We start from the raw sequence: 24,062 nt of genomic DNA on the forward strand, positions 1-24,062 counted from the left end.
CATCGCTCAAACGCGACTGCATTTTACAAACTATTGTTTTATATAGATTTTTTACACAACCACAGCAATCTGGATTGTCGCAGCCATGGCCAGCAGTCTTTATGCACACAGCGCTGGTAACGATTTGCGCAACAGTTAAAACATTATTTGCTTTTTTTGTATACAAACGCATAATCGGCCTTGTGTGACTTTCTGACCTAACGGTCAACAACCAAAGCCAGCAAGCACACCGACACGCCACACTCCCTCAGAGAGACGAACGGGTCACCGCTTCAGCTCTGGGACGCACAACAAGAGAGATGAGGAGTACCCGCTGTGGAAAGCGCTAAACAAGAACAACAGGCTGTTCACGCCACTGGACTGACCGGCTCCGGCTGGCTGGACCGTTTCTTCAAACTGACCTTGCACAAGACCAGCGTCAAAACGGAGCTGCTCGCCGGCCTGACAACCTTCGTCACCATGGCCTACATCATCTTCGTGAACCCCAACATCATGGCCAACGCCGGCGTCGACCATGGCGCGGCGTTCGTCGCCACCTGCATCGGTGCGGCCCTCGGCTGCTTCCTCATGGGCCTCTACGCCAACTGGCCGGTCGGCCTGGCGCCGGGCATGGGCCTGAACGCCTTCTTCACCTACACCGTGGTCGGCGAGATGGGCTATAGCTGGCAGATCGCCCTGGGTGCGGTGTTCATTTCCGGCGTGCTGTTCATGGTCATGAGCCTGTCGCGCATCCGCGAGTGGCTGCTCAACAGCATCCCGATGAGCCTGCGCTTCGCCATGGGTGCCGGGGTCGGCCTGTTTCTCGGGCTGATCGGTCTGAAGACCGCCGGCATCGTCGTCGACAGCCCGGCCACGCTGCTCACCATGGGCTCGTTCGGCGAGCCGAGCGCCCTGCTCGCCGCCATCTGCTTCCTGCTGATCGCCGTGCTCAGCCACCGCAACGTGTTCGGCGCCATCCTCATCAGCATGCTCGGTGTGACCGCCGTCGGCTGGATGCTGGGCCTGGTGGAATACAACGGCCTGGTATCGATGCCGCCGAGCCTGGCGCCGACCTTCCTGGCCATGGACATCGCCGGTGCCTTCAACGTCGCGATGATCAGCGTCATCCTGGCGTTTCTCTTCGTCAACATGTTCGACACCGCCGGCACCCTGATGGGCGTCGCCCACCGCGCAAACCTGGTGGACGATGATGGCCAGATCCAAAACCTGTCCCGCGCACTGAAGGCCGACAGTACTTCCAGCGTGGTCGGCGCCCTGGTCGGCTGCCCGCCGGTGACCAGCTACGTGGAAAGCGCCTCCGGCGTGGCCGCAGGCGGCCGCACCGGGCTGACCGCCGTCACCGTCGGCGTGCTGTTCCTGCTGGCGATGTTCTTCGCTCCGCTGGCCGGCATGATCCCCGCCTACGCCACCGCTGGCGCGCTGATCTATGTCGCCATGCTGATGATGAGCGGCATGGCCCACATCGATTGGAAGGACCACACCGACACCATCCCGGCCATCGTCACCGTGGTGATGATGCCGCTGACCTTTTCCATCGCCAACGGCATCGCCCTGGGCTTCCTGACCTACGCCACGCTGAAGCTGCTCACCGGCCAGCGTGACAAGGTGTCCATCAGCCTGTACGCGTTGTGCATCATCTTTATCGCCAAGTTCGCCTTCCTGTAAGGTTCGCCTGAGCGATACCCGAGCCCCGGCGTCAAACGCGCCGGGGCTTTTCCATATCCGGAGACCCTGCAATGAGCCTGGAAACCTGGCTGCTGTTCAGCAGCGCCGCCTTGATCGTGATCCTGATTCCCGGCCCTCTGTCGCTGCTGATGGTCAGCAACAGCCTCAACTATGGCCTGCGTCGCTCGCTGCCGGCCTTCCTCGGCGGCGTCAGCGCCTCGATCTGCCTGCTCAGCGCCTCGGCCCTTGGCCTCGGTGCCCTGCTGATGGCGTCGGAAAAATTGTTCAGCGTCCTGAAGATCGTCGGTGCGCTCTATCTGTTCTACCTCGCCTGGCAGAGCTGGCAGGAATCGCGGCAGGCTGCCCGTCCCGCAACCGCGCAGGAAGAGCCGGTCAACCCCGGCTTTCGCGCCATGTTCTGGCGCGCCTTCGGCCTGGGTGCGAGCAACCCGAAGGACATCCTCTTCTTCGCCGCCTTCCTGCCACAGTTCATCAGTGCCGAGCGCTCGATGGCAACGCAGTTGTTGATTTTGATCGCCACCTGGGCAGTGCTGGATCTCGCCTGCAAGCTGTTCTACGGCCTCAGCGCCCATGGCGCGGCGCGCTACCTGCGCAGCGGCAAAGGCCAGGTCTGGTTCAACCGGGTCAGCGCGGGCCTGTTCGGCGGCGCCGGTGCGGCTTCGCTGTTGAGCCGCTGAAACCGAAATTGTGATGCAGCCCGGAGCCAGTCCGTTGGGCTTCGCTCAACCGCAACCTACATACGCGGAAGGCTTGCCAGCCCAGTGACCCGGCCCGGAGACAATGCGGAGAACAAAAAAAGGCCCGCAGTGTGGGCGGGCCGGAAGGACTCTACTGACGGAAAAGTAGAGAGTAACGAGTCGGTGCGAGTCAGCTGCCCCGATAGGTGGAATAGCTGTAGGGGGAAATCAGCAGAGGTACATGGTAGTGGTCCTGCCCGGCATCGATGCCGAAACGCAGCACTACCACATCGAGGAACGCCGGTTCCGGCAGTTCGACGCCACGGGCGCGGTAGTAGTCGCCGGCATGGAACTGCAACTGGTAGACGCCACTGCGATAGTCGTCGCCCTGCAGCAGTGGCGCATCGCAACGGCCGTCATGATTGGTCAGTGCGGTGGCGACCAGTTCCAGCTGCCGGTCTTCGACGCGATACAGTTCGATCTTGATGTCGCTGCCGGGGCAGCCGTGAGCGGCATCCAACACATGCGTAGTCAAACGTCCCATGGGTTCATGGACGGCCGCAGCGCCTTTCGGCCCGCCAGCCGCCACACCTCCTCTCTTTCAGTTGATTTCGCCGGGCGCTAGGGCCCGTTTGGGTTTGCAGCATAGCATGGCGAGCCGCAACTGCGAGACAGTTTACAGAGAAATTGTACACAATCATTCAAAATCCTATTCTTTCCCGATACCTTTCGTCTGCTTATCTAGACTCCTGTGACAAACACAACCGTGCGAAACGGCGGAGTCAGGCGCGGCATGCTGCCAGGCCGGTTTCATGCAACAGTCTGGTGCAGATATGCGCCGAAAGTTTCGATTTACAAAACAAGCATTAATTTGTATACAATTGCTCATCCGCGTCGCCTCGCGCCGCTTGGCAAAGGCGCGACAGCCGCCCCATTCAGAAAGGAATACAGCAGTGAGCGCCGACTATCCCCGCGATCTCATCGGTTACGGCAACAACCCGCCCCACCCGCACTGGCCCGGTGACGCGCGCATCGCCCTATCCTTCGTGCTCAACTACGAGGAAGGCGGCGAGCGTAACGTCCTGCACGGGGACAAGGAGTCGGAGGCCTTCCTTTCGGAAATGGTCGCCGCCCAGCCGCTGCAGGGCGTACGCAACATGAGCATGGAATCGCTCTACGAATATGGCAGCCGCGCCGGCGTCTGGCGCTTGCTCAAGCTGTTCAAGCAGCACGATATCCCGCTGACCATCTTCGCCGTGGCTATGGCCGCCCAGCGCCACCCGGAGGCGATCAAGGCGATGGTGGAAGCCGGTCATGAGATCTGCAGCCACGGCTATCGCTGGATCGACTACCAGTACATGGACGAGGCGCAGGAGCGCGAGCACATGCTCGAAGCCATCCGCATCCTCACCGAGCTGACCGGCGAGCGCCCGCTCGGCTGGTACACCGGCCGTACCGGGCCGAACACCCGGCGCCTGGTGCGCGAGGAAGGCGGCTTCCTCTATGACTCCGACACCTACGACGACGACCTACCCTACTGGGACCCGGAAAGCAGCGCGGAAAAACCGCACCTGGTGATCCCCTACACCCTGGATACCAACGACATGCGTTTTACCCAGGTGCAAGGCTTCAACAAGGGCGACGACTTCTTCGAGTACCTGAAGGATGCCTTCGATGTGCTCTATGCCGAAGGCGAAGCCGGTGCGCCGAAGATGCTCTCCATCGGCATGCACTGCCGCCTGCTCGGCCGCCCCGCGCGGCTGGCCTCGCTGGCCCGCTTCGTCGAGTACGTCAAGGGCCACGACAAGGTCTGGTTCGCCCGCCGCGTCGACATCGCCCGCCACTGGCATGCCACCCACCCTTTCAAAGCGAGCAGCAAATGAGCCGTTTCCAGACCCTCACGCCGTCCAGCCTGAGCCGCGACGCCTTCGTCGCCGCCTTCGCCGACATCTACGAGCACTCGCCCTGGGTCGCCGAGAAGGCCTACGACCTGGGCGTGGATGCAAGCCTGGATGACATCGACGGCCTGCATCAGCGCATGGCCGACATCCTGTTGTCCGCCGACAAGGCCGCCCAACTGGCGCTGATCAACGCTCACCCGGACCTCGCCGGCAAGGCCGCCGTTCGCGGCGAACTGACCGCATCGAGCACCGCCGAACAGGCCGGTGCCGGCATCGGCGAATGCACCACCGAGGAATTCCAACGCTTCACCGAACTGAACGATGCCTACAAGGCCAAGTTCCACTTCCCCTTCATCATGGCGGTGAAGGGCAGCAACCGGCACCAGATCCTGGCGGCGTTCGAAGAGCGCATCCACAACTCGGCCGAGGCCGAGTTCGCCCGCGCCCTGGCCGAAATCAACAAGATCGCGCTGTTCCGCTTGCAGCAGATGTAACCCCCTTTTACGCAAGGCAGAAAAATCATGAGAACCTACGCCGCCCCCTTCGAGAAATACCTCAACCTGGCCGACGCCCGCCTCGGCACCAAGGCCATCTCCGTCACCGACGACTGGTTCGCCGAGGTCAACCGCATGCTCCAGCCCACCGCCCCGGTGTGGAAGGAAGGCGTGTACGACGACAACGGCAAGTGGATGGATGGCTGGGAATCCCGCCGCAAGCGTTTCGAGGGCTACGATCACGCGGTGATCCGCCTGGGCGTGCCGGGCTCGATCAAGGGCGTGGACATCGATACCAGCTTCTTCACCGGCAACTTCCCGCCATCCGCCTCGCTGGAAGCCTGCTTCGTCGCCGAGGGCGACCCGAGCGAAGACACCGTCTGGACCGAAGTGCTGCCGGCCGTCGAGCTGAAGGGCAACAGCCACCACTACCACGAAATCAGCAACGAGCAGGCGTTCACCCACCTGCGCTTCAACATCTACCCGGACGGCGGCGTGGCCCGCCTGCGCGTGTACGGCATTCCCTACCGCGACTGGTCCAACGTCAGCGCCAGCCAGGAGATCGACCTCGCTGCCGCGCTCAATGGCGGCCGCGCGCTGGCCTGCTCCGACGAGCACTTCGGCCGCATGGGCAACATCCTCAATCCGGGCCGTGGCGTGAACATGGGCGATGGCTGGGAAACCGCTCGCCGCCGCACCCCTGGCAATGACTGGGTGATCGTCGCCCTGGGCCATCCGGGCGAGGTCGAGCGCATCGTCATCGACACCCTTCACTTCAAGGGCAACTACCCGGATAGCTGCTCCATCCAGGGCGCCTACGTGAAAGGCGGCACCGACAGCCAGATCGAAACCCAGAGCCTGTTCTGGCGCGAGCTGCTGCCGAGCCAGAAGCTGCAGATGCACCAGGAACACGAGTTCGTCGAGCAGATTGCCAAGCTCGGCCCGATCACCCACGTGCGGGTGAACGTGTTCCCCGACGGCGGCATCAGCCGGATGCGCCTGTTCGGCAAGGTCGCCAAGTAAACCCTTCTCCCCTCGGGAGAAGGTGGCGCGACGCGCCGGGTGAGGGGAACGGCAGGTTGAGTTCCCCTCTCCCTTAGCCCCTAGAGGGGAATCGAGAGCAATCGGATTAGTAGACCAGCATGCGCACACTGAAAATCGAGCCACTGACCAAGGAAGCCTTCGCACCTTTCGGCGACGTCATCGAAACCGAAGGCAGCGAGTTCTTCATGATCAACAACGGCTCCACCCGCCGCTATCACAAACTGGCCACGGTCGAGACCGCGCAACCGGACGATAAGGCGATCATCAGCATCTTCCGCGCCGAGGCGCTAGAGATGCCGCTGCGCATCCGCATGCTGGAGCGCCATCCGCTGGGCAGCCAGGCATTCGTGCCGCTGCTCGGCAACCCCTTTCTGATCGTGGTCGCGCCACTTGGCGATGCACCTGTATCAGGCTTGGTCCGTGCCTTCCTCAGCAATGGCAGGCAGGGCGTCAATTACCATCGCGGCGTCTGGCACCACCCGGTGCTGACGATCGAAAAGCGGGATGACTTCCTGGTGGTTGATCGCAGCGGTTCTGGCAACAACTGCGATGAGCATTACTTCAACGAGGACGAGCTGCTCCTCCTCGACCCCCACCAATAAGAGAAGCCCGTTGTCGGCATGCAGGCATCGGGAAAGAGGTACTGACTGTGGAAGCACATTTGACTGAATGGCTGAACCTGGGCATCCGCTGGATCCATATGATCACCGGCATCGCCTGGATCGGCGCATCCTTCTATTTCGTCTGGCTGGAAAACAACCTCAATCGGGCCAACCCGCGCGACGGGCTGTCCGGCGACCTTTGGGCGATCCATGGTGGCGGCATCTACCACCTGGAGAAGTACAAGCTGGCCCCGCCGAAAATGCCGGAGAACCTGCACTGGTTCAAGTGGGAAGCCTATTTCACCTGGCTGTCGGGCGTCGCTCTGCTGACCGTGGTGTTCTACCTCAAGCCCGAGCTGTACCTGATGGCGCCGGGCAGCGAGTTGTCGCCCGCCACCTCCGTGGCCATCGGCATCGGCGCGCTGGTTGCCGGCTGGTTCGTCTACGACTTCCTTTGCGACTCGCCGCTGGGCAAGCAGCCCGCCCTGCTCGGCCTGGTGCTGTTCCTGCTGGTGGTCGGCGCCGCCTGGGGCTTCACCCAGGTATTCAGCGGCCGCGGCGCCTACATCCATGTCGGCGCGCTGATCGGCACCATCATGGTCGGCAACGTGTTCCGCATCATCATGCCGGCCCAGCGCGCCCTGGTTAAGGCAATCGAGGAAAACCGCACGCCAGACCCGGTGCTGCCGGCCAAGGGCCTGCTGCGTTCGCGCCACAACAACTACTTCACCCTGCCGGTGCTGTTCATCATGATCAGCAACCACTTCCCGAGCACCTACGGCAGCACCTACAACTGGCTGATCCTGGCCGGTATCGCGGTGATGGCAGTCCTCGTTCGCCACTACTTCAACACCCGCCACGAGAGCAACAAGTTCGCCTGGACCCTACCCGTCGCGGCCTTGGGCATGATCTGCCTGGCCTTCGTCACCTCGCCGAACCGCCCGACACCGGTGGTCAACGCCGCCGTTAGCACCAACCACGCCGAGCAGCAGGCGCCGGCAGCCAGCGAGAGTACCCAGGCGCAACCTGCCGAAGCACCGAGCGAGGCGCCCGCCGAACCGGCTGCCGCCGGTACCAGCGACGCCGGGTCGGACGTTGCCAAGGTGGCCAGCGTCATCCATGAGCGCTGCACCGTCTGCCACTCGGCGCAGCCCACCAGCCCGATGTTCAGCACCGCCCCCGGCGGCGTCATGTTCGACACCCCGGAGCAGATGCAGCAGCTCGCCGCGCGCATCCATGCGCAGGCCGTCGCCAGCCAGGTCATGCCACTGGGCAACATCACCCAGATGACCCAGGAAGAACGCGACCTGATCGGCGCCTGGGTCGACCAGGGTGCACCGATCAACTGAGTTTTACCCTCCACGCTTGAGCCCGCCGTAAGGCGGGTTTTTTTCGACCAAAACCCTCCCGCCGCAGTCACTCGCGCTCGTCGCACGTTCTTTCGCGGAAAGGCAGCGCTGGACACGCCCATCTGCTCGCGCGAAACGGCGCTCGTATTTTTGTGCACAATTTACAGATAAATTGTTGTTCACAATTGTCCACAAGTTGTTATAGTTCGATCCATCCTGACCCATGAGACAGGATTCCGAACGAATCGGAGCGAGGCCTCCTCGCTAAAGCCCATGACCGTATAAAAACAACTGGCAGGCTGATATGAGCGCAAGCGCACCCCGGAGCGGCAAGGCTCCCACTCCCAGCAACGACCTGATCTATCAGTTGGATGACTGTCCCGCCGTCGGCCCGGCGATCTTCGCCGCGCTGCAGCACGTGCTGGCCAGCTTCGTCGCGATCATTACCCCGACGCTGATCGTCGGCAGTGTGCTCGGCCTCGGCGAGCATGTGCCCTACCTGGTCAGCATGGCGCTGTTCGTCTCCGGCCTCGGCACTTTCGTCCAGGCCAAGCGCATCGGCCCGATCGGCTCCGGCCTGCTGTGCCTGCAAGGCACCAGCTTCGGCTTCCTCAGCGTCATCCTCAGCGCCGGCTTCATCGTCAAGGGGCGTGGCGGCAGTCCGGAGGACATCCTCGCCACCATCTTCGGCGTGTGCTTCTGCGCGGCGTTCATCGAAATCGCCTTCAGCCAGTTCATCACCAAGTTGCGCAAGGTGATGACCCCTGTAGTGACCGGCACCATCATCTGCCTCATGGGCCTGTCGCTGATCAAGGTGGCGATGACCGACATGGCCGGCGGCTACGGCGCTCAGGACCTCGGTGCGCTGGACAACCTGGCGCTGGCCGGCGTGGTGCTGGCGGTGATCATCGTGTTCAACCGCTTCCAGTGGCAGGCGCTGCGCCTCTCGGCGGTGATCATCGGCCTGCTGGTCGGCTCGGCGATCGCCTGGTACCTGGGCAAGGTCGACTTCGCCAGCCTGGCCGACGTCCCGGCCATCAGCATTCCGCAACCGTTCAAGTTCGGCTTCGCCTTCGACCTGGTGGCGTTCATCCCGATCGCGGTGATCTTCCTCATCACCCCGCTGGAGACCACCGGTGACCTCACCGCCAATTCCATGGTCTCGCGCCAGCCGGTGAGCGGCCCAATCTACTTGCGTCGCATCAAGTCGGGCGTACTGGCCGACGGCTGCAACTCGGCGATGGCGGCGATGTTCAACAGCCTGCCGATGACCACCTTCAGCCAGAACAATGGGGTGATCCAGCTCACCGGCGTGGCCAGCCGCTACGTGGCCTTCTATATCGCCGGCATCCTGGTGCTGCTCGGCCTGTTTCCGATCATCGGCGCGGTGCTGCAGTTAATGCCCAAGCCGGTGCTGGGTGGCGCCACGCTGATCATGTTCGGCACCGTCGCCGTGGCGGGGGTGAAGATCCTCGCCGAGGCCGGCCTGCAGCGGCGCAACATGCTGATCGTGGCGATTTCCCTGGGCCTCGGCCTGGGCGTGGCCGGCGTGCCGGAAGCGCTGTCGCAGATGCCGGAAGCGATCCGCAACATCTTCGGCTCGCCGATCACCATCGGCGCCTTCAGCGCCATCCTGCTCAACCTGTTCCTTCCCGAGGAAACCACCAGCGCCATCGAAGAAGCGCCGGAAACCGGCCTGGACGCCAGCCTCGAAGCCCCGAGCCCCACCCCGTAGAGCACGCGCACTGCGAGCAAGGCAACCGTGCCCGGCCCCCGCCGGGCACGCCGGCGCCCCGCGGCCCGGCAAGTCCGACCAACACATAACAAGTCGTACCAGGAGCACACATGAAGCGTACCCTCACCTCCCTGATGCTGGCCGGCGGTCTGTTCACCGCCGGGCAAGCGGCAGCCGGCGACCTGCTGTTCTGGCAGGACAACAGCCTGACCTACCTCTATGGCAGCAACTTCCAGCGCCTCAACTTCAACGGCGAGGAACAGCGCTCGCAGACCACCTTCACCTTCGAGCACGCCAGTGGCTGGGTGTGGGGCGACGTATTCTTCTTCCTCGACTACATCAAGGCCGACAACACCCAGTACCGCGGCAGCACCTTCGGCAACATGGAAGTGAAGGACAAGGACAGCTTCTACTACATGGAATTCTCGCCGCGCGTGAGCCTCAGCTGGCTGACCGGCCAGGACCTCTCCGTCGGCCCGCTGAAGGACGTGAAGGCGGCCTTCACCTATGAGAAGGGCAACGGCGGCCCCGGCACCGAGAACTACCTGTACGGCATCGGCCTGGACTGGGACGCCCCCGGCTTCGCCTTCCTGCAGACCAACCTGTACCGGGTGAAGATCAACAACCACGTACTGTTCGACCACGACTTCCAGGCCAGCTCGGTGGGCAACGGCTACGCCACCCAGCTCACCGTGGCCGGCGCCTATCCGTTCTCCATCGGCGACCAGGACTTCGTCATCGACGGCTACGCCGACTGGCGCTCGCCCTCCAAGGACGCCGGCACCCAGACCTCGCTGGGCTCGTCCATCCAGTTCAAGTGGGACGCGGGCAAGGCGCTGTTTTCCGCCGAGCGCAAGCTCTACGTCGGCGCCGAGCTGAACTACTGGCACAACAAGTACGGCCTCGACCCCATCGATGGCAGCACCGACGGCTTCAACCAGACTGCCGTGCAGGCGCTGGTGAAATACCATTTCTAAGAGCGAGTAGGCCCCTGCCGGGTAGGCGGCAGGGGTTCAAAGCAAGGGGGATGGCGCCTGGCGTCATCCCCCTTTTTATTGCTGCCATGAAAAAGCCCACCTCACGGTGGGCTTCCTCTAGCGTCGAACCGCTACTGCCAGTTCGCCGCGATCATCGCGTTGACCTGGTCGCGTTGCGTCTGGCTCAGCGTGATCTCACCAGCGGCCGGCGCGCCGAATGCCGCCATGGCGTTGACCAGGTTGTCCACCGCGTTGGCGTACAGCGTGGAACCGCCAGCCTGCACGGCATCGAGCTGCTGCGCCGGGTTGGCGTACCAGTCCTGCACCGTGATGCGGTCGTCGGAACCCAACACGTCGATCACCAGGCTGTCGTTCTGCCGCGACAGCCAGAGGTTCTCGCGGGCAATGCCCTCGATGCTCAGCACGTCGTTGTCGGCAGGCGTGTTGGACAGGTTGTTCAGCGTGTCCTGCCCATCGCCGGCGGCGAAGTAGTAGGTATCGCTGCCGTCGCCACCCATCAGGTAGTCGTTACCTTTGTTGCCGCGCAGCTTGTCGTTACCCGCACCGCCATCGATCAGGTCGGCATCGGACGAGCCGAGCACGTTCTGGTCGCCGGCCTGGCCACCGAGGATGGTGCCGAAAGCACGCTCGTCCGGCAGGTTCCGGTAGCTGGGCGAGCCCTTCGGGTCCGGATTGCTCAGGCCGAAGGCGCCGAACAGCTGGTCCGCGGTCAGCTGGCCGCCGGAGGCGAAGACGATGCTGTCCACCACGTAGTCGCCGCCGAGGAACCAGTTTTTCAGGGTGACCTTGTCGCTGCCGCCACTGACGTTCAGCACCAGGTCGTTGCCGCTCTTCATCAGGCCGCTGGCCACCTGGTTGAAGCCGATACCCTCGAAACGCAGGGTATCGAAGCCGCCGCCGGTGTTGTCAATCAGGTCCTGGCCGCCGCCACTGGCGAACACATAGGTGTCGTCGCCGCGCCCGCCGAGCAGGGTGTCGTTACCCGCTCCGCCCTTCAGCGTATCGTTGCCGTTGCCGCCTTCCAGGCGATCGTTGCCGGCATCGCCGGATAGCACGTCATCGCCGTTGAAGCCTTGCAGCAGATCGCGCTGGGCGGTGCCGTTAAGCGCCGCGTCGTTGCCCGAACTGCCCTGCACACTGTTATCGAAGGCAGCCGCGGCAGTCGGCACCTGCATGCCGAACGCGCCGAAGATTTGCGCGGCGGTGAGCTGGCCACCGGTGTCGAAGGTCATGGTTTCCACCAGATGCTCGCCGCCCAGGAAGAAGTTCTTCAGGGTGACCTGATTGGCGGTGCTGCCGTTGACCTTGAGCACCAGGTCGTTGCCGGACTTGGTCAGGCCGGAACCGACCTGGTTGAAGGTGATGCCGTTGGCGAAACGCAGCGTATCGTTGCCGCCGAGTTCCTCGATGACGTCCTGGCCGGCGGTGTAGACATAGGTGTCGTCGCCGACGCCGCCGAGCAGCAGGTCGTTGCCGGCCGCGCCGCTGAGCGTGTCGTTACCGGCACCGCCGAGCAGCACATCGTTGCCCGCGGTGCCGGTGAGCACGTCGTCACCACCGATGCCGGTCACCGGCGGCTGGCCACCGTCGCCGGGGTTGGTGCCACCGTCGCCCGGCTGCGTGCCGCCGTCTCCAGGCTCGGTACCGCCATCCCCCGGCTCGCCGCTGCCATCCGGCAGTGCGGTCAGCAGGCCGGCAATCTGCGCGGTGGTCAGGTAGCTGCCGCCGTCGGGCTGCACGTAGTCGATGGCATGGTCGCCGCCGAGGAAATGCTGGGTGACGCGCAGTTGCTGCCGGAGATCGCCGTCGACCAGGATCACCAGATCGTCGCCGTCGCGGTGGAAGCTCAGCCGCGAGCGGGCGATGCCGATGAAGAAGGCACCGTCGAAACCACCGCCGCTGTTGTCGATGACATCCACCCCGCCGTTGGCGCGGTAATAGTACTGGTCATCGCCGGCGCCGCCCGCGAGCGCATCGTCGCCGTCCTCGCCATCGAGCACGTCGTTGCCCAGGCCGCCGATCAGCGTGTCGTTGCCCGACCCTGCCTGGGAGCCGTTGCCGCCTGACAGGTAATCGTTGCCGTCGCCGCCCTCCAGCTGGTCATCCCCGCCCATGCCGAAGAGCTTGTCGTTGCCCGCCAGCCCCCGCAGCAGGTCGCGCCCCTGGCCACCGGCCAGTTGCTCGCCGGCGTCGGTACCTTCGACCAGGGTGTCGAAGCCGCCGGGCACATTGCCGGCCGCGATGATCTGCGCGATGCGTGCCGCGTCGATCAGGAAGCCACCATCGGGCTGCACATAGCTGATGGCCTTGCCACCGCCGAGGAAATGGCCCAGTACGCGTACCGATTGCTGCGCGTCGCCATCGACCTGGATCAACAGGTCATCGCCGTCACGGCTGTAGCTCAGGCGATCCTCGGTGATGCCGTTGGTGAAGAACACGCCGTCGTAGCCACCGCCGCTGTTATCGATGGTGTCCACTCCGTCGCCCAGGGCGTAGACGTACTTGTCGTCGCCCGCGCCGCCCAGCAGCAGGTCGTCGCCGACGCCACCATCGAGCTGGTCGTTGCCGTCGCCGCCGTGGATTTCGTCGTTGCCTGCCTCGCCTTCCAGATAGTCATTGCCGGCCTCGCCGTAGATCACATCGTCGCCGGCACGCCCCCAGGCTTTGTCGTCGCCGGCGCCGAGGCGCATGGTGTCGTTCAGGTCGCGATAGCCGATGAAACTGTCGGCGCCCTCGGTGCCATGGCGTACCACACGGTCCTCCACCTGGGCCTGGCTCAGTTCGCTGCCGTCGGCGAATACGAAGTGCTCCAGCTTGAAGTGGTCGGTCGGCTCCTTGAACCAGTTCTGCACCGTGATCGAGTCGCTGCCGTTGGCATGCTCGATGATCATGTCCAGGCCACGGCGGTGGAAGCTCAGGTCTGCAGCCGCGATGCCCGCACCGAAACGCACGGTATCGGCAGTCGGCTCGATGTTGCTGAAGGCCTGGTCGGCGCGCCGCTCGATCCACAGGTCATGGCCGTCGCCCAGATTGAACACGTAGGTGTCCTCGCCAAACGAGCCGTAGATGGTGTCGTTGCCGGTGCCGCCCTCCAGGGTATTGCTGCCCTGGTCCCAGGCATTGCTGTAGGCCTCGATCAGGTCGTCGCCGGCGCCACCTTGCAGGGTGTCGAAGCCCTGGCCTTTGAGCGTGTCGTTACCCTCGCCGCCGATCAGTTGGCCGCTGCCTTCCAGGAGATCGTGCCCGGCCCCACCGTCAAGCAACCCTTCGCCGGTGAGCTGGTCGTCGCCATCGCCACCGTAGAGCGCGTCGTTGCCGCCACCGCCGTTGAGGACGTCGTTGCCCTCGCCGCCATGGAGCACGTCGTCGCCCCAATCGCCGTTGAGCGTGTCGTCTCCGGCCTCGCCGAACAGGGTGTCGTTGCCCGCACCGCCATTCAGGGTGTCGTTGCCGGCTTCGCCGTGCACTTCGTCGTCGCCGTCCTGGCCGTGCACGATGTCGTTGCCCACACCGGCATGGATCAGGTCGCCATCGGCGTGGCCGAAAATCTCGTCATCCTGCGCGGTGCCGGCCAGGGCCATCTGCTTGATCCGGGCGTAATCCCAGGTGGTGCCGTCTGCAAACTGCAGCGACTCGATGGCGGTAGCGCCCACGGCACCAGCTTGGTAGGAGAACTGCCCCTGGATGCGAATCTCATCGCCGCTGGATACATGGCGGATCAGCAAATCCGCACCATCGCGGCGTAGCACCAGATCCGACGCCAAGACATCGGTGAAGCGCAGGGCATCGTTACCGGAGCTGTCGACGATGCGGTCCACGCCATCGCCCAGGCTGAAGATATACAAATCATCCCCGGCACCGCCTTCCAGGGAGTCGTTGCCACGCCCGCCGGTCAGGCTGTCGTTGCCGGCACCGCTGTACAGCGCGTCATCGCCGTCACCGGCAGCGATCGCATCGTCATCCACGAAGCCATGGATGACATCGTCTTGCGCCGTACCCGCCAGCGCCATGCGCTTGATGGTTTCGAAATCCCAGCTCACGCCGCCATCGAACTCGAAGCGTTCGATGGGCGAATAGCCCTGGCTACCGGCGACATCCTGGAATTGCCCGCTGATGGTGATGCGGTCGCCATTGCCGGCATGGGTGACCAGCAGGTCGTTGCCGTTCCTGCGCAACATCAGTTCGCCGGGCGGTACGCCATCGAACCTGAGGGTATCGACACCCTCCGAGTCATACACATGATCGGTGCCCCATCCGGCAGCCACGCGATAGGTGTCGTTCCCCGCACCTCCACGCAGTTGGTCGTTGCCGGCGCCGCCGTCGATGACATCATCGCCGGCCTCGCCATTGAGCTGGTCGTCACCCTCGCCACCTTCGATGTGGTCGTTGCCGGCACCGGCGAATACCGTGTCGTTGCCCGCCAACGCCTGGATCACATCGTCGCCGGAGTACGCGGCGATAAGGTCGTCGAACGGCGTGCCATCCAAGGTCAGCAACTGCAACTGGGCCGGGCTGAGTTCCTGGATCTGCTCGCCGTAGTGCAGGCGGATGCCGCTATAGGGCACTTCGTTGCGGAAGAACGCGCTTAGTGTCAACCGGTCGCCCGGACTGTCGAGGAAGGTCACCTGTAGGTTGTTGCCATCGCGACGGAAGACCAGCTTCTCCAGCGACAGATCTTGCACATAAATGGTCACCGTACCTTCGTAGGCATCGCGAATGACATCGCGGCCATCGCCCCTGGCGAACAGGTAGCTGTTGGTGCCGTTGCCGCCATCGAGGTAATCGTCGCCCTTGCCCCCCGCGAGGAAGTCGTCACCTATGCCGCCTTGCAGGTTGTCGTTGCCGTCTCCGCCACGCAGCGTATCGCGGCCCGCATCGCCAACCAGGGTGTCGTCGCCCGCTCCACCGAGCAAAGTATCGTCGCCCAACCCACCGTAGAGTTGGTCGTTGCCGTCCCCGCCATCCAGCAAGTCGTTGCCTTCGTCGCCCTTGAGCAGGTCGTTGCCGGCTTCGCCGAACAGCTCATCGTTGCCCACACCGCCTTGGAGCTGGTCGTCACCCTCGCCGCCCAGCAAACGGTCGTCTCCGCCGTTGCCGTACAGCTGGTCATTGCCCGCCAGGCCAGCGAACACGTCGTTGCCAGCGTAGCCCTGGATCAGGTCGTCGCCTTCGCCGGCGGCAGTCACCGCTGCCTTGACCGTCTCGACATTCCATACCGTGCCGTCGTGAAAGACGATTTCCTGCACGGCGTTAGCGCTAGCCGCCTCGTTGAGGAAATAGGAGGTCACCTTGATGCTGGTTTGCGCAGAGGTGCGGATCAGCAGATCGTTGCCTTCGCGCTTGAGGCTGACGCCGCTCTTGTCGATCGTTTCATCGAAGCGAATGCGGTCGACCTGGCCGATGTCTTCGGCGAAGTTGTTGATGACGTCGTTACCATGACCAGCGCCGAAGACATAGCTGTCGTTGCCGCGTCCACCTATCAGGATGTCGTCGCCAGCGCCGCCGTCCAGCGTGTCGTCACCGTCATCGCCCAGCAGCTCGTCATTGCCCGCGTTGCCCTTGAGCTGGTCGTTGCCGCCAAGCCCGTGGATCTTGTCGTTGCCCGCCAGGCCATCGATGTTGTCGGCGCCCGTCGTACCGATCACCAGATCATCTCCGGCGGAAACCGAGGACGAGGTGAGAATGGCGAGGATCTGCTGCTGGTCGAGCGCGCTGCCGTCGAAGAACTTGATCTTCTCGATGGCGCCGTAGGTCAGGGTGCCGTCGAAATCGAAGAAGTTGTCGATGCGAATCGAACCGGCCTCGCTGCCATCGGCGTTCTTGACCTTGATCCAGACGGTGGTGACATTGCGGGTGAACTCGATATCGGTCGCCGCGATTCCTTCGCCGAAGACGATCTGGTCGAAACCACCGCGATCCAGCAGCGTGTCGTTGCCGTCGCCCCTGGCGAAGTGATAGACGTCCGTGCCGGCTTGCCCATATAGGCGGTCGTCGGCGCCACGGCCATTGAAGATGGAACCGGCAGCCACGCCGTTCAGGGTGTCCCCATTGGCCGTACCGACCAGGGTGGAGAAGTCGAAGAACGGCGCCAGTTCGGCGCGGGACGACGCGATGGCCTTGAAGGTGGCATCGCGCTGGGTGCGGTAGCCCGGCGAGTAGGTGCCGAGGTCGTTGAGCACGTTGATCACGCCCTTGAGGCGCTCATCGGCACCGCTGGCATGCAATGCTTCGAGGCGGCCTTGCAACTGGTCCCAGTCCACCACGATGCGCTGGGCGTCGGAGCCGAAGTGCGAGCGAATGATATCCAGCTCACCGGCGTATTCGGTCTGGGCGAGAATCTGCGCAGCGGTGAAGCGCTTGAATTCGAGATATTCGGCAATCAGCAGCGGCGCCGCCTGGCCATGGGGGTTGGGGTCACGCTCCCCCCAGCACCAGGTGCCCAGGTACGGGCGACCCACCAGCTTTTCCAGCGTCACCAGCTGGCGCGCATCCATCACATGCCCGTAGACCTTTTTCGGATCGCGGCTGTAGGGGTCGACCCCATCGGCGCCGGCCCAGCGGTAGATCAACGAGTCCAACAGGGTATTGCGCGCCGCGGCGTCCGGGGTATCGATGTATTGCTGCACCAGATTCTTCAGACCGGCATCCAGCACCATGGCCTGGTGCAGGTCCTGAACCTGGCCGAAGCCTTTCGCGTTGGGCATGAAAACCACATCGGCCGTCAGCTCGATGGCGCCGTTGTTCACCCGTTTGCTGGCGTCGATCTTGAACCAGACATCGGTCGCGGTGGACACCGTGCCATCCGCCAGCACCAGCGAACCGACCTGCTGGTGTGCATGCCCGTTGGCATCGACATGGTTGGATTGCTCATAGCCGGTGCCGATCGAGCGGATACCCGCCTCGCCCAGCCCCTGTAGCTCACCAACGTCGCTGATGCCGTTGCCATTGAGGTCGCGCCAGACCTGCAGCTTGGCGAAGGAGGCGTCCTCGGCGTCGATCCGACCGTCGCCGTTGTCGTCGTACTCTGCCAGCGCCTGGAAGCCGTTCGCTGCTTTCTGGCCGCTTTTCAGCAGGGTGTTGTTGCCGAACAACTCGCCGCCGTTGCTGACCACGCCGTCGCCATCGAGATCATGCACCAGCAGGCCGTCGTCGGGGCCGACCCAGCCGGATCGCTCGCTCAGCCCATCGCCATCGTGGTCGAAGTATTGCGAGCCGAGGGCCAGGGTCTCAACACCGTCCCCATCGAGGTCCAGGATGATGGGCGAGGTGCGGCGTTCGGCATCGTCGGTTTCCGGCGACTCTTCTTCCTCGTCGGGCTCGGTTTCCAGGTTGATCCCCAGGTCGCCATTGGTGAACGTGTTGATCGTCAGGCCGCCGTTGATGGCCAGCGTGGAACCTTGCAGCTCGTACTTGTTGCCGCCGCCGTAGTAGATATTCTCCGGGTCGGTTTCCTTGCGCTTGCCGCCGGTGAGCAGTTTCTTGGCCAGGTAAACGGCGCCACGGCCGTCGGTGTCCTCGATGACATCTTCCGAATCGGAGTAATAGACGTCGTAGCCATCCTCGCCGAACAGCTCGTCCCGTCCCTCGCCGCCGGCCAGGATATCCTTGCCGGCACCGCCTTCCAGGCGATCCTTGCCCTTGCCGCCGTAGAGCTTGTCCGCCCCTTCCCCGCCTTTCAGCGTGTCGTCATCCTTGCCACCGTAGAGCCGGTCATCCCCGGCACCGCCATCCAGGACATCGTTGCCATCGCCACCTTCCAGGTAGTCTTTATCGTCGCCGCCCTGGATGTTGTCATTGCCGGCCATGCCGAACAGGAAGTCCTCGCCGTCACCGCCCTGGATAGCATCGCCGCCTTTGCCACCAAAGACGATGTGGCGCACATCGGCGATCCCCGCGTCGACCCCGTCGATCTTCAGGCGATATTCGCTGCCGCTGGTGAAGTCCTTGAATTCGATGTCGCCGATGATCGGCACCGGCAGCCCGAGGGGCATCTCGAATACACCGTCGTTCTGCCCGTCCTGGCGATAGAGCTTCTCGAAGACAAGGAACGAGGCGCGCTTGTCGAGCCACTCTTCGGACAGCGCGCCTTCCCCAGTCTCCAGGTTCATCAGGCTCAGGTCCTGGCTGTAGCCGGGCAGGCTGATGGCGATGGGAGACAGCACCCAGAGCGCGTTACGCACCGCCATGTCCTGCTTGGCCATGCCGAGGATTTCCTGCTTGCTGCCGGCCAACAAGCGGGCCTGGGTGCCCTGCAAGGTGCTGGCGCTGATTCCCGCGAAGAAACCCTTGGCCACGTTGAAGAAGCTGTCTTCGGTGGTCGTGATGCCGAGGTTCTTGCCCTCGTAACTGGAGCGGATCCAGTCGAGTACCAGGTGAGGTTCCGCCTGCTCGATCAGCTTCCCGAGCTTCTGCGCATCCCCGGAGAGGAAGCGGCTGATCTGCCCCATTGCGATGGCGTACAGGTCCTTGACGCTGATGGACCAGAAGGTATCCCAGCCGATACCCAGGTCGGTGATGATCTGCCGGTCGAGTTCCGTGACCTGGGAAAGCGGCAACCCACGCGCCGCAACGATGGCCTTGCTGAACGCGTCGTAGGCGAACAGCAGGTTCTTGAAGTCGTCCAGCCGATCGAGATCGCCTCCGCCGGCCATGGTAAGACGCCCCGTCTGATTCGAACCCAAGGCGGAAAAGAGAATGGTGCCGGACCAGGCGGCGTTGATCTGTCCCCCCGCGGTATCGTTGGCACCCAGCGCCTGGAACAGTACCTGCCCCACCCCTACGGCGTCGTTCTTGGCGATATCGTCGATGGTGGGGAACAACCAGCGACCATCAGCCATCTTGCGCCGCGGATCCAGGATGTCCCTGAGCGCATTGGTGGCGACCGCATTCGATGCGGCCTGCATCAACTCAGGTGTGTAGGTACCGCCCCTCAACTCCAGCTGCCGCTGGCTGTATTCCCGGATGATCACCGAGAAGGCGCCCCGCCCTGCGTTGGCTTGCTCGGCACCGGCGAACCAGCGCTTCACGTCGCTATCCGGCAGCATTTCACCGATCGCGGCGTACACATCGTCGAAGCGACCCTGGGCATTGGGGCCACGTTGCGCATAAGCGGCGATGACGTCGATTTGTTCTTGAGTGAGGTAGATAGCCATATCCCTATTCACGTCCTTTCATAGGTGTGCAGCGTGTTGATGATGGTGTGGTGTACCTGGCGCCAGTGCGGCAGGAGGTCGTCGCTGAGGAAATACCAGACGGTGGTTCCGGCATTCAGGCGAAAGCCGCCCCAGCACATGTCCGGCCTGTGATAGGGCAGGCCGCGGCAGGCGAACTGGATCGGGCCGCCGGCCGGCGTGCGAACATCGGGGGCGGTTGCCTGGTAAGAGAGATAGCCCCAGCCGCCGTCGAACGGCTGGGCGCGGAATTCGGTCAGCCCGAGATCGGGACGCTCCAGCACCGACGACCATTGCCTGCCGGGCGCGGACTCCAGGGGCGGAGGCTCGGTGGCGTTGGGGGTGTTCCTGATTTCGACGCGCACGCTGGCCGGGGAGAGAATGCCGGTATCCGGTGCGTTCGGGAGCAGAGAGGCGAAATCCAGATAGAGCGTGAGCATATCGGCCCTTCCCTTCTCGATCTCGCCTTCCGTGAAGACCTCCAGCGGTACGGTAGCGGGAACCTCGAACTGGGAGGTGCCGACACTGATGGTGGTGGCCATCCCCGGCTCGATACCATGGGCGTGCAGGTATTGGGGGGTATTCGGCAGGGGGCGCTGTTCACAGGCGAGCAATGCCGGCATGGCGCAGCACAACAGCATCCAGCGACAGAGGTTGGCCCACAAAAGCATCCCGCTCCGACAGTCCTTTGACATGACTCGTTCCTAAGCAAAAACCGCTCGCCTCTTACGAAAGGCACGAAACAGAGCGGCCGCCACCAGTTGGCACCGGAGTGCCATTAGGCCGAATGACGTCGGAACATTCAAGTCAAAATTTTGTCGACCCAGTCAGCTTGGACCATGCCAACACGCTCTCCCTGGCGGAACGCCCTACAGCTCGGCCGACTCCTTGGCCTTCTGGCGTTTAAGGAAGTCCACTTTCCACTGCTCCATGCCCATGTACTCCGAGTTCAGGTTGGCTTCCACCGCGTATTTGGTCTTGAGCGCGGCGATCTGCGCATCCTGCTCCACCAGAAAGCGGTCGAAGCGCTCGATCAGCTTGGCATGGCGGACCGTCGAGAGGTTGTAGGTACTGCGGGTGTGCGGCAGGTCCGGGTCGAATACCAAGGCACCCGGTTTCGCGCGAATGTTGTCCAGGTAATGGGTGGCGACCACCACATTGAAGTAGGCGCCATCGGTGTCCTTGAGCAGTGCCTGGCGGATCATCTGGCGCAGGCCCTCGCTTTCCATCAGCAGTACCTGCTGCGCGTCGATGCGCTTCTCGTAGCCCCAGGGCGTCCAGCCTTCGACGATGGACAAGCGCTTGAGCTGGTCTAGCCCCTTGCCTACGCGCTTGGGCGCCACCAGCACGCCGTCGACGTAGTTCACCACCGCCTGGCTGTAATGCAGGGTCTTGCCGGCCTTGGCAACGCCGGACCAGTTGCGGTTATCCGGGTACTTGAAGTCCACCTGGCCATCAAGCAGGGCCGGCAGCAGCTTTTCGATCGATAGCGGCTTGTAGGTCAACTGCACGCCGGCCTTGGCGGCGAAAAGATCGAAAACCTCACGGGCATAGCCCTGGTAATTGCCTTGTTCATCGACGCTGTAATGCGGCAGGAAAGCGACGTCTTCGACGCCTATCACATAGCTTTCGGCAACAGCCGGGCCGGTAAAAAGAGCAGCGAGCAGGCAGAGGGATACAGGCTTCACGGCAGCCTCCTTTTCTTATTGGTCTGGGGTGGCCGCGAACGGCCATTCTTTGGGTCTATTCAGCCGCCGGTCATGCTCATGAAGCGCACGACCTGCACTTGTTCGTCGGGATCGAAATAGTGCCGCTGCGGCTTGAGCTGCAGCGCGTCGACCAGAGCCTGGCGCAGGCGCTGACGATCGCCAGGGTGGCGACGCAGCAGCGCCTTCAAGTCCAGCGCACCTTCATGACCAAGACACAGCACCAGCTTGCCTTCCGCGGTGACCCGCACACGATTGCAGTCGCCGCAGAAGTTATGGCTGTGAGGAGAAATGAAGCCGACCTGGGTGGTGCTGCCTACCACCTGCCAGTAGCGCGACGGCCCGCCGGTGACGTGACTGGAACGCACCAGCGCATGCCGCTGTTCGATGCGCGCGCGCACCTCGTCGCTGGTGCACAGCGTGGCCTTGCGCTCATGGCTGGAGACACTGCCCAGCGGCATTTCCTCGATGAAGCTGATATCCAGGCCGCGCTCGATGGCATAGTCGACCAGATCCAGCACCTCGTCGTCGTTGCGCCCCTTCTGCACCACGCAGTTGAGCTTGATGCGTGCGAAGCCGGCGCTGCGCGCGGCCTCTATGCCCATAAGTACCTGGTCGAGCTTGTCGCGACGGGTAAAAGCGGCGAACCGCTCGCGCTGAAGAGAGTCCAGGCTGATGTTCAAGCGCCTGACCCCGGCGGCACGCAACTGGCCGGCCATCTCGTACAGTTGCGAGCCGTTGGTGGTGATCGCCAGGTCTTCCAGTTCCGGTCGCGCACCGAGCTTGCCGAGCAGGCCGGTGAGGCCCTTGCGTACCAGCGGCTCGCCGCCGGTGATGCGGATGCGCTTGACGCCCAGGCCGATAAAGGCATCGGCCACCGCGTACAGCTCTTCCAGCGTGAGGATCTGCGCGCGCGGGGCGAAGACCATGTCTTCGCTCATGCAGTAGGTGCAGCGGAAGTCGCAGCGATCGGTGACCGACAGCCGCAAGTAGGTGATGCGCCGGCCGAAAGGGTCGACCAGTTGGTTCTCGCTCATGGCGGGTCTCCTACTGCTCAAGGAGCCGAAGCGTTTTCTTATTGGACGGCAGATGGACAGATACAAACAGAAAACGATTTTTTTGTATACAACAAAATAGACAATATTTTCGACAATCCTCCTTGCCGCTCCCGCCGCCGGTTGAGCCGCGCGCGACGCCGGTGCTAGCATGCCCACCTGCCTACCAGAACCATCAGGGTTTATGACCAGCATTCGCGAACGCAACAAAGAGCTGATCCTGCGCGCGGCCAGCGAAGAGTTCGCCGACAAAGGCTTCGCCGCTACCAAGACCAGCGACATCGCAGCCAAGGCCGGGCTGCCCAAGCCCAACGTCTACTACTACTTCAGGTCCAAGGAAAACCTCTATCGCGAGGTGCTGGAGAGCATCATCGAACCGCTGCTGGCAGCGTCAGAACCCTTCAACCAGGCCGGCCATCCGGCAGACGTGCTCAAGGCCTACATCCGCTCGAAGATCCGCATTTCCCAGGACCTGCCCTACGCCTCCAAGGTATTCGCCAGCGAGATCATGCATGGCGCGCCGCACCTGTCCGCCGATCAGACCGAGCAGTTGAACGCCCAGGCCAAGCACAACATCGCCTGCATCCAGCGCTGGATCGACCAGGGCCAGATGGCCAAGGTCGACCCCCACCACCTGCTGTTCAGCATCTGGGCCGCGACCCAGACCTATGCCGACTTCGATTGGCAGATCTCCACCGTTACCGGCAAATCCAGCCTCGACGAGGCAGACTATGAGGCCGCGGCGCAAACCATCATTCGCCTGGTGCTCAAGGGTTGCGACATCGAAGAAGCGCCCGCCGCGAGCAAGGCCAAGAGCGCTTGAAATCCTGCACTGCCTGTAGGGGCGAACTCATTCGCCTTAGCAAGACATCTGGCGAATAAATTCGCCCCTACAGAAGTTGCTCTGCCGTGCCCCCTGCGTCCGCCGCACCGTCTCACCCTGAATCTTTCGCTTAGGTCGAGAAGTGCATTGCAATCCGAGTGACGTGTCCAGATTGCGTTAACGCCATGCAGACACGACGCCGCACTTGTAGGGGCGAATTTATTCGCCATCGGGAAGAAGCCGCTAAGCGGTCGCCACTCCCGCATCCGCCTTCAGCCCCACCGATTCCACCGCACTGATTGCGCATTGCTCGTCGATGTCCGAGGTATCGCCGCTGATGCCGATGGCGCCGATGACCTCGCCCTTCTCGTCTCGAATCAGCACCCCGCCCGGCGCCGGCACCAGGTTGCCGTCCGCCAGGGTGTTCACCGCGCCAATGAAAGCCGGGCGCTGCTGAGCGTCGGCGGCGATCAGCCGTGAGCCCTTGCCCAAGGCGACGGCGCCCCAGGCCTTGCCGATGGCGATCTGCGGGCGCAACAGGCTGGCGCCATCCTCGCGCTGCAAGCTGATCAGGTGACCGCCTTCATCCAATACGGCGACCGTCAGCGGTGCGGTCTTCATTTCCCGGCCGGTGGCCAGCGCACGGCTGGAAATGGTGGTGGCGAGTTCCAGGGTCAATGCCTTCATGGTGGTTTCCTCAGTCGTTGTGAATCGGCCAGAAGCCCCGCCGGACAGGGGCCGAAAGCCCTGTCGCCCAGCCCGGGGCTTCACGAAAAGTCAAAGCCACTATCCCACCGCACACAAAAAAATCAATACTCGAAT

Annotated in this window: 16 protein-coding genes; 10 read left to right on the forward strand and 6 right to left on the reverse strand. The window is 63.3% G+C overall.

The features are described from left to right. Positions 1-315: 315 nt before the first annotated feature. Both ACWKV7_RS01290 and ACWKV7_RS01295 read left to right on the forward strand, forming a co-directional pair. Positions 316-1,665, forward strand: coding sequence for an NCS2 family permease (locus tag ACWKV7_RS01290; RefSeq protein WP_483855820.1), 1,350 nt, complete (start codon positions 316-318; stop codon positions 1,663-1,665). 71 nt (positions 1,666-1,736) lie between these two features. Then, positions 1,737-2,363: a LysE family translocator gene (locus tag ACWKV7_RS01295; protein WP_483855821.1), complete on the forward strand. Its 627-nt coding sequence runs from the start codon at positions 1,737-1,739 to the stop codon at positions 2,361-2,363. Between the two features lie 190 nt (positions 2,364-2,553). Here the strand turns inward: ACWKV7_RS01295 and uraH are convergent, their stop codons facing one another. Then, positions 2,554-2,907, reverse strand: coding sequence for a hydroxyisourate hydrolase (uraH, locus tag ACWKV7_RS01300; protein ID WP_483855822.1), 354 nt, complete (start codon positions 2,905-2,907; stop codon positions 2,554-2,556). A 409-nt stretch (positions 2,908-3,316) separates the two neighbouring features. Between uraH and puuE the strand changes: the two genes are divergently transcribed. The 7 genes from puuE (at position 3,317) to ACWKV7_RS01335 (ending at position 10,465) form a co-directional block, all read left to right on the forward strand. Beyond that, positions 3,317-4,246 carry an allantoinase PuuE gene (gene puuE / locus ACWKV7_RS01305; RefSeq protein WP_483855823.1) on the forward strand — a complete coding sequence of 310 codons (930 nt, stop codon included), beginning with the start codon at positions 3,317-3,319 and terminating at the stop codon, positions 4,244-4,246. Further along, positions 4,243-4,758, forward strand: coding sequence for a 2-oxo-4-hydroxy-4-carboxy-5-ureidoimidazoline decarboxylase (uraD, locus tag ACWKV7_RS01310; RefSeq protein ID WP_483855824.1), 516 nt, complete (start codon positions 4,243-4,245; stop codon positions 4,756-4,758). The genes puuE and uraD overlap by 4 nt, the downstream gene beginning before the upstream one ends. A 27-nt stretch (positions 4,759-4,785) precedes the next feature. Further along, entirely contained in the window at positions 4,786-5,781 is a 996-nt protein-coding gene (alc, locus tag ACWKV7_RS01315; RefSeq protein WP_483855825.1) for an allantoicase, read from the forward strand. Between the two features lie 119 nt (positions 5,782-5,900). Further along, positions 5,901-6,404 carry an ureidoglycolate lyase gene (locus ACWKV7_RS01320; RefSeq protein WP_483855826.1) on the forward strand — a complete coding sequence of 168 codons (504 nt, stop codon included), beginning with the start codon at positions 5,901-5,903 and terminating at the stop codon, positions 6,402-6,404. Between the two features lie 47 nt (positions 6,405-6,451). Then, on the forward strand, positions 6,452-7,753 hold the full coding sequence (locus ACWKV7_RS01325; RefSeq protein WP_483855827.1) for a urate hydroxylase PuuD: 1,302 nt from the start codon (positions 6,452-6,454) through the stop codon (positions 7,751-7,753). Between the two features lie 304 nt (positions 7,754-8,057). After that, positions 8,058-9,488, forward strand: coding sequence for a uracil-xanthine permease family protein (locus ACWKV7_RS01330; protein ID WP_483855828.1), 1,431 nt, complete (start codon positions 8,058-8,060; stop codon positions 9,486-9,488). Between the two features lie 110 nt (positions 9,489-9,598). Then, on the forward strand, positions 9,599-10,465 hold the full coding sequence (locus ACWKV7_RS01335) for an outer membrane protein OmpK (protein ID WP_483855829.1): 867 nt from the start codon (positions 9,599-9,601) through the stop codon (positions 10,463-10,465). A gap of 131 nt (positions 10,466-10,596) precedes the next feature. Here ACWKV7_RS01335 and ACWKV7_RS01340 read toward each other — a convergent pair whose 3' ends face one another. From ACWKV7_RS01340 to moaA, 4 genes are all read right to left on the reverse strand, one after another. Continuing rightward, positions 10,597-19,638 carry a calcium-binding protein gene (locus ACWKV7_RS01340; RefSeq protein ID WP_483855830.1) on the reverse strand — a complete coding sequence of 3,014 codons (9,042 nt, stop codon included), beginning with the start codon at positions 19,636-19,638 and terminating at the stop codon, positions 10,597-10,599. Positions 19,639-19,646: 8 nt separating this feature from the next. Further along, positions 19,647-20,198, reverse strand: coding sequence for a hypothetical protein (locus ACWKV7_RS01345; protein ID WP_483855831.1), 552 nt, complete (start codon positions 20,196-20,198; stop codon positions 19,647-19,649). Between the two features lie 327 nt (positions 20,199-20,525). After that, on the reverse strand, positions 20,526-21,344 hold the full coding sequence (locus ACWKV7_RS01350; RefSeq protein ID WP_483855832.1) for a substrate-binding periplasmic protein: 819 nt from the start codon (positions 21,342-21,344) through the stop codon (positions 20,526-20,528). 59 nt (positions 21,345-21,403) lie between these two features. Beyond that, positions 21,404-22,399 (reverse strand): GTP 3',8-cyclase MoaA, encoded by a 996-nt coding sequence (gene moaA, locus ACWKV7_RS01355; RefSeq protein ID WP_483855833.1) that lies wholly within the window; start codon positions 22,397-22,399, stop codon positions 21,404-21,406. 202 nt (positions 22,400-22,601) lie between these two features. On the opposite strand from moaA, the gene ACWKV7_RS01360 reads away from it, so the two are divergent. Beyond that, positions 22,602-23,240 (forward strand): TetR/AcrR family transcriptional regulator, encoded by a 639-nt coding sequence (locus tag ACWKV7_RS01360; RefSeq protein ID WP_483855834.1) that lies wholly within the window; start codon positions 22,602-22,604, stop codon positions 23,238-23,240. Between the two features lie 243 nt (positions 23,241-23,483). Here ACWKV7_RS01360 and ACWKV7_RS01365 read toward each other — a convergent pair whose 3' ends face one another. Next, positions 23,484-23,927 carry a GlcG/HbpS family heme-binding protein gene (locus ACWKV7_RS01365; RefSeq protein ID WP_483855835.1) on the reverse strand — a complete coding sequence of 148 codons (444 nt, stop codon included), beginning with the start codon at positions 23,925-23,927 and terminating at the stop codon, positions 23,484-23,486. Positions 23,928-24,062: the final 135 nt, after the last annotated feature.

The sequence above is a fragment of the Zestomonas ipomoeae genome (assembly GCF_057128665.1).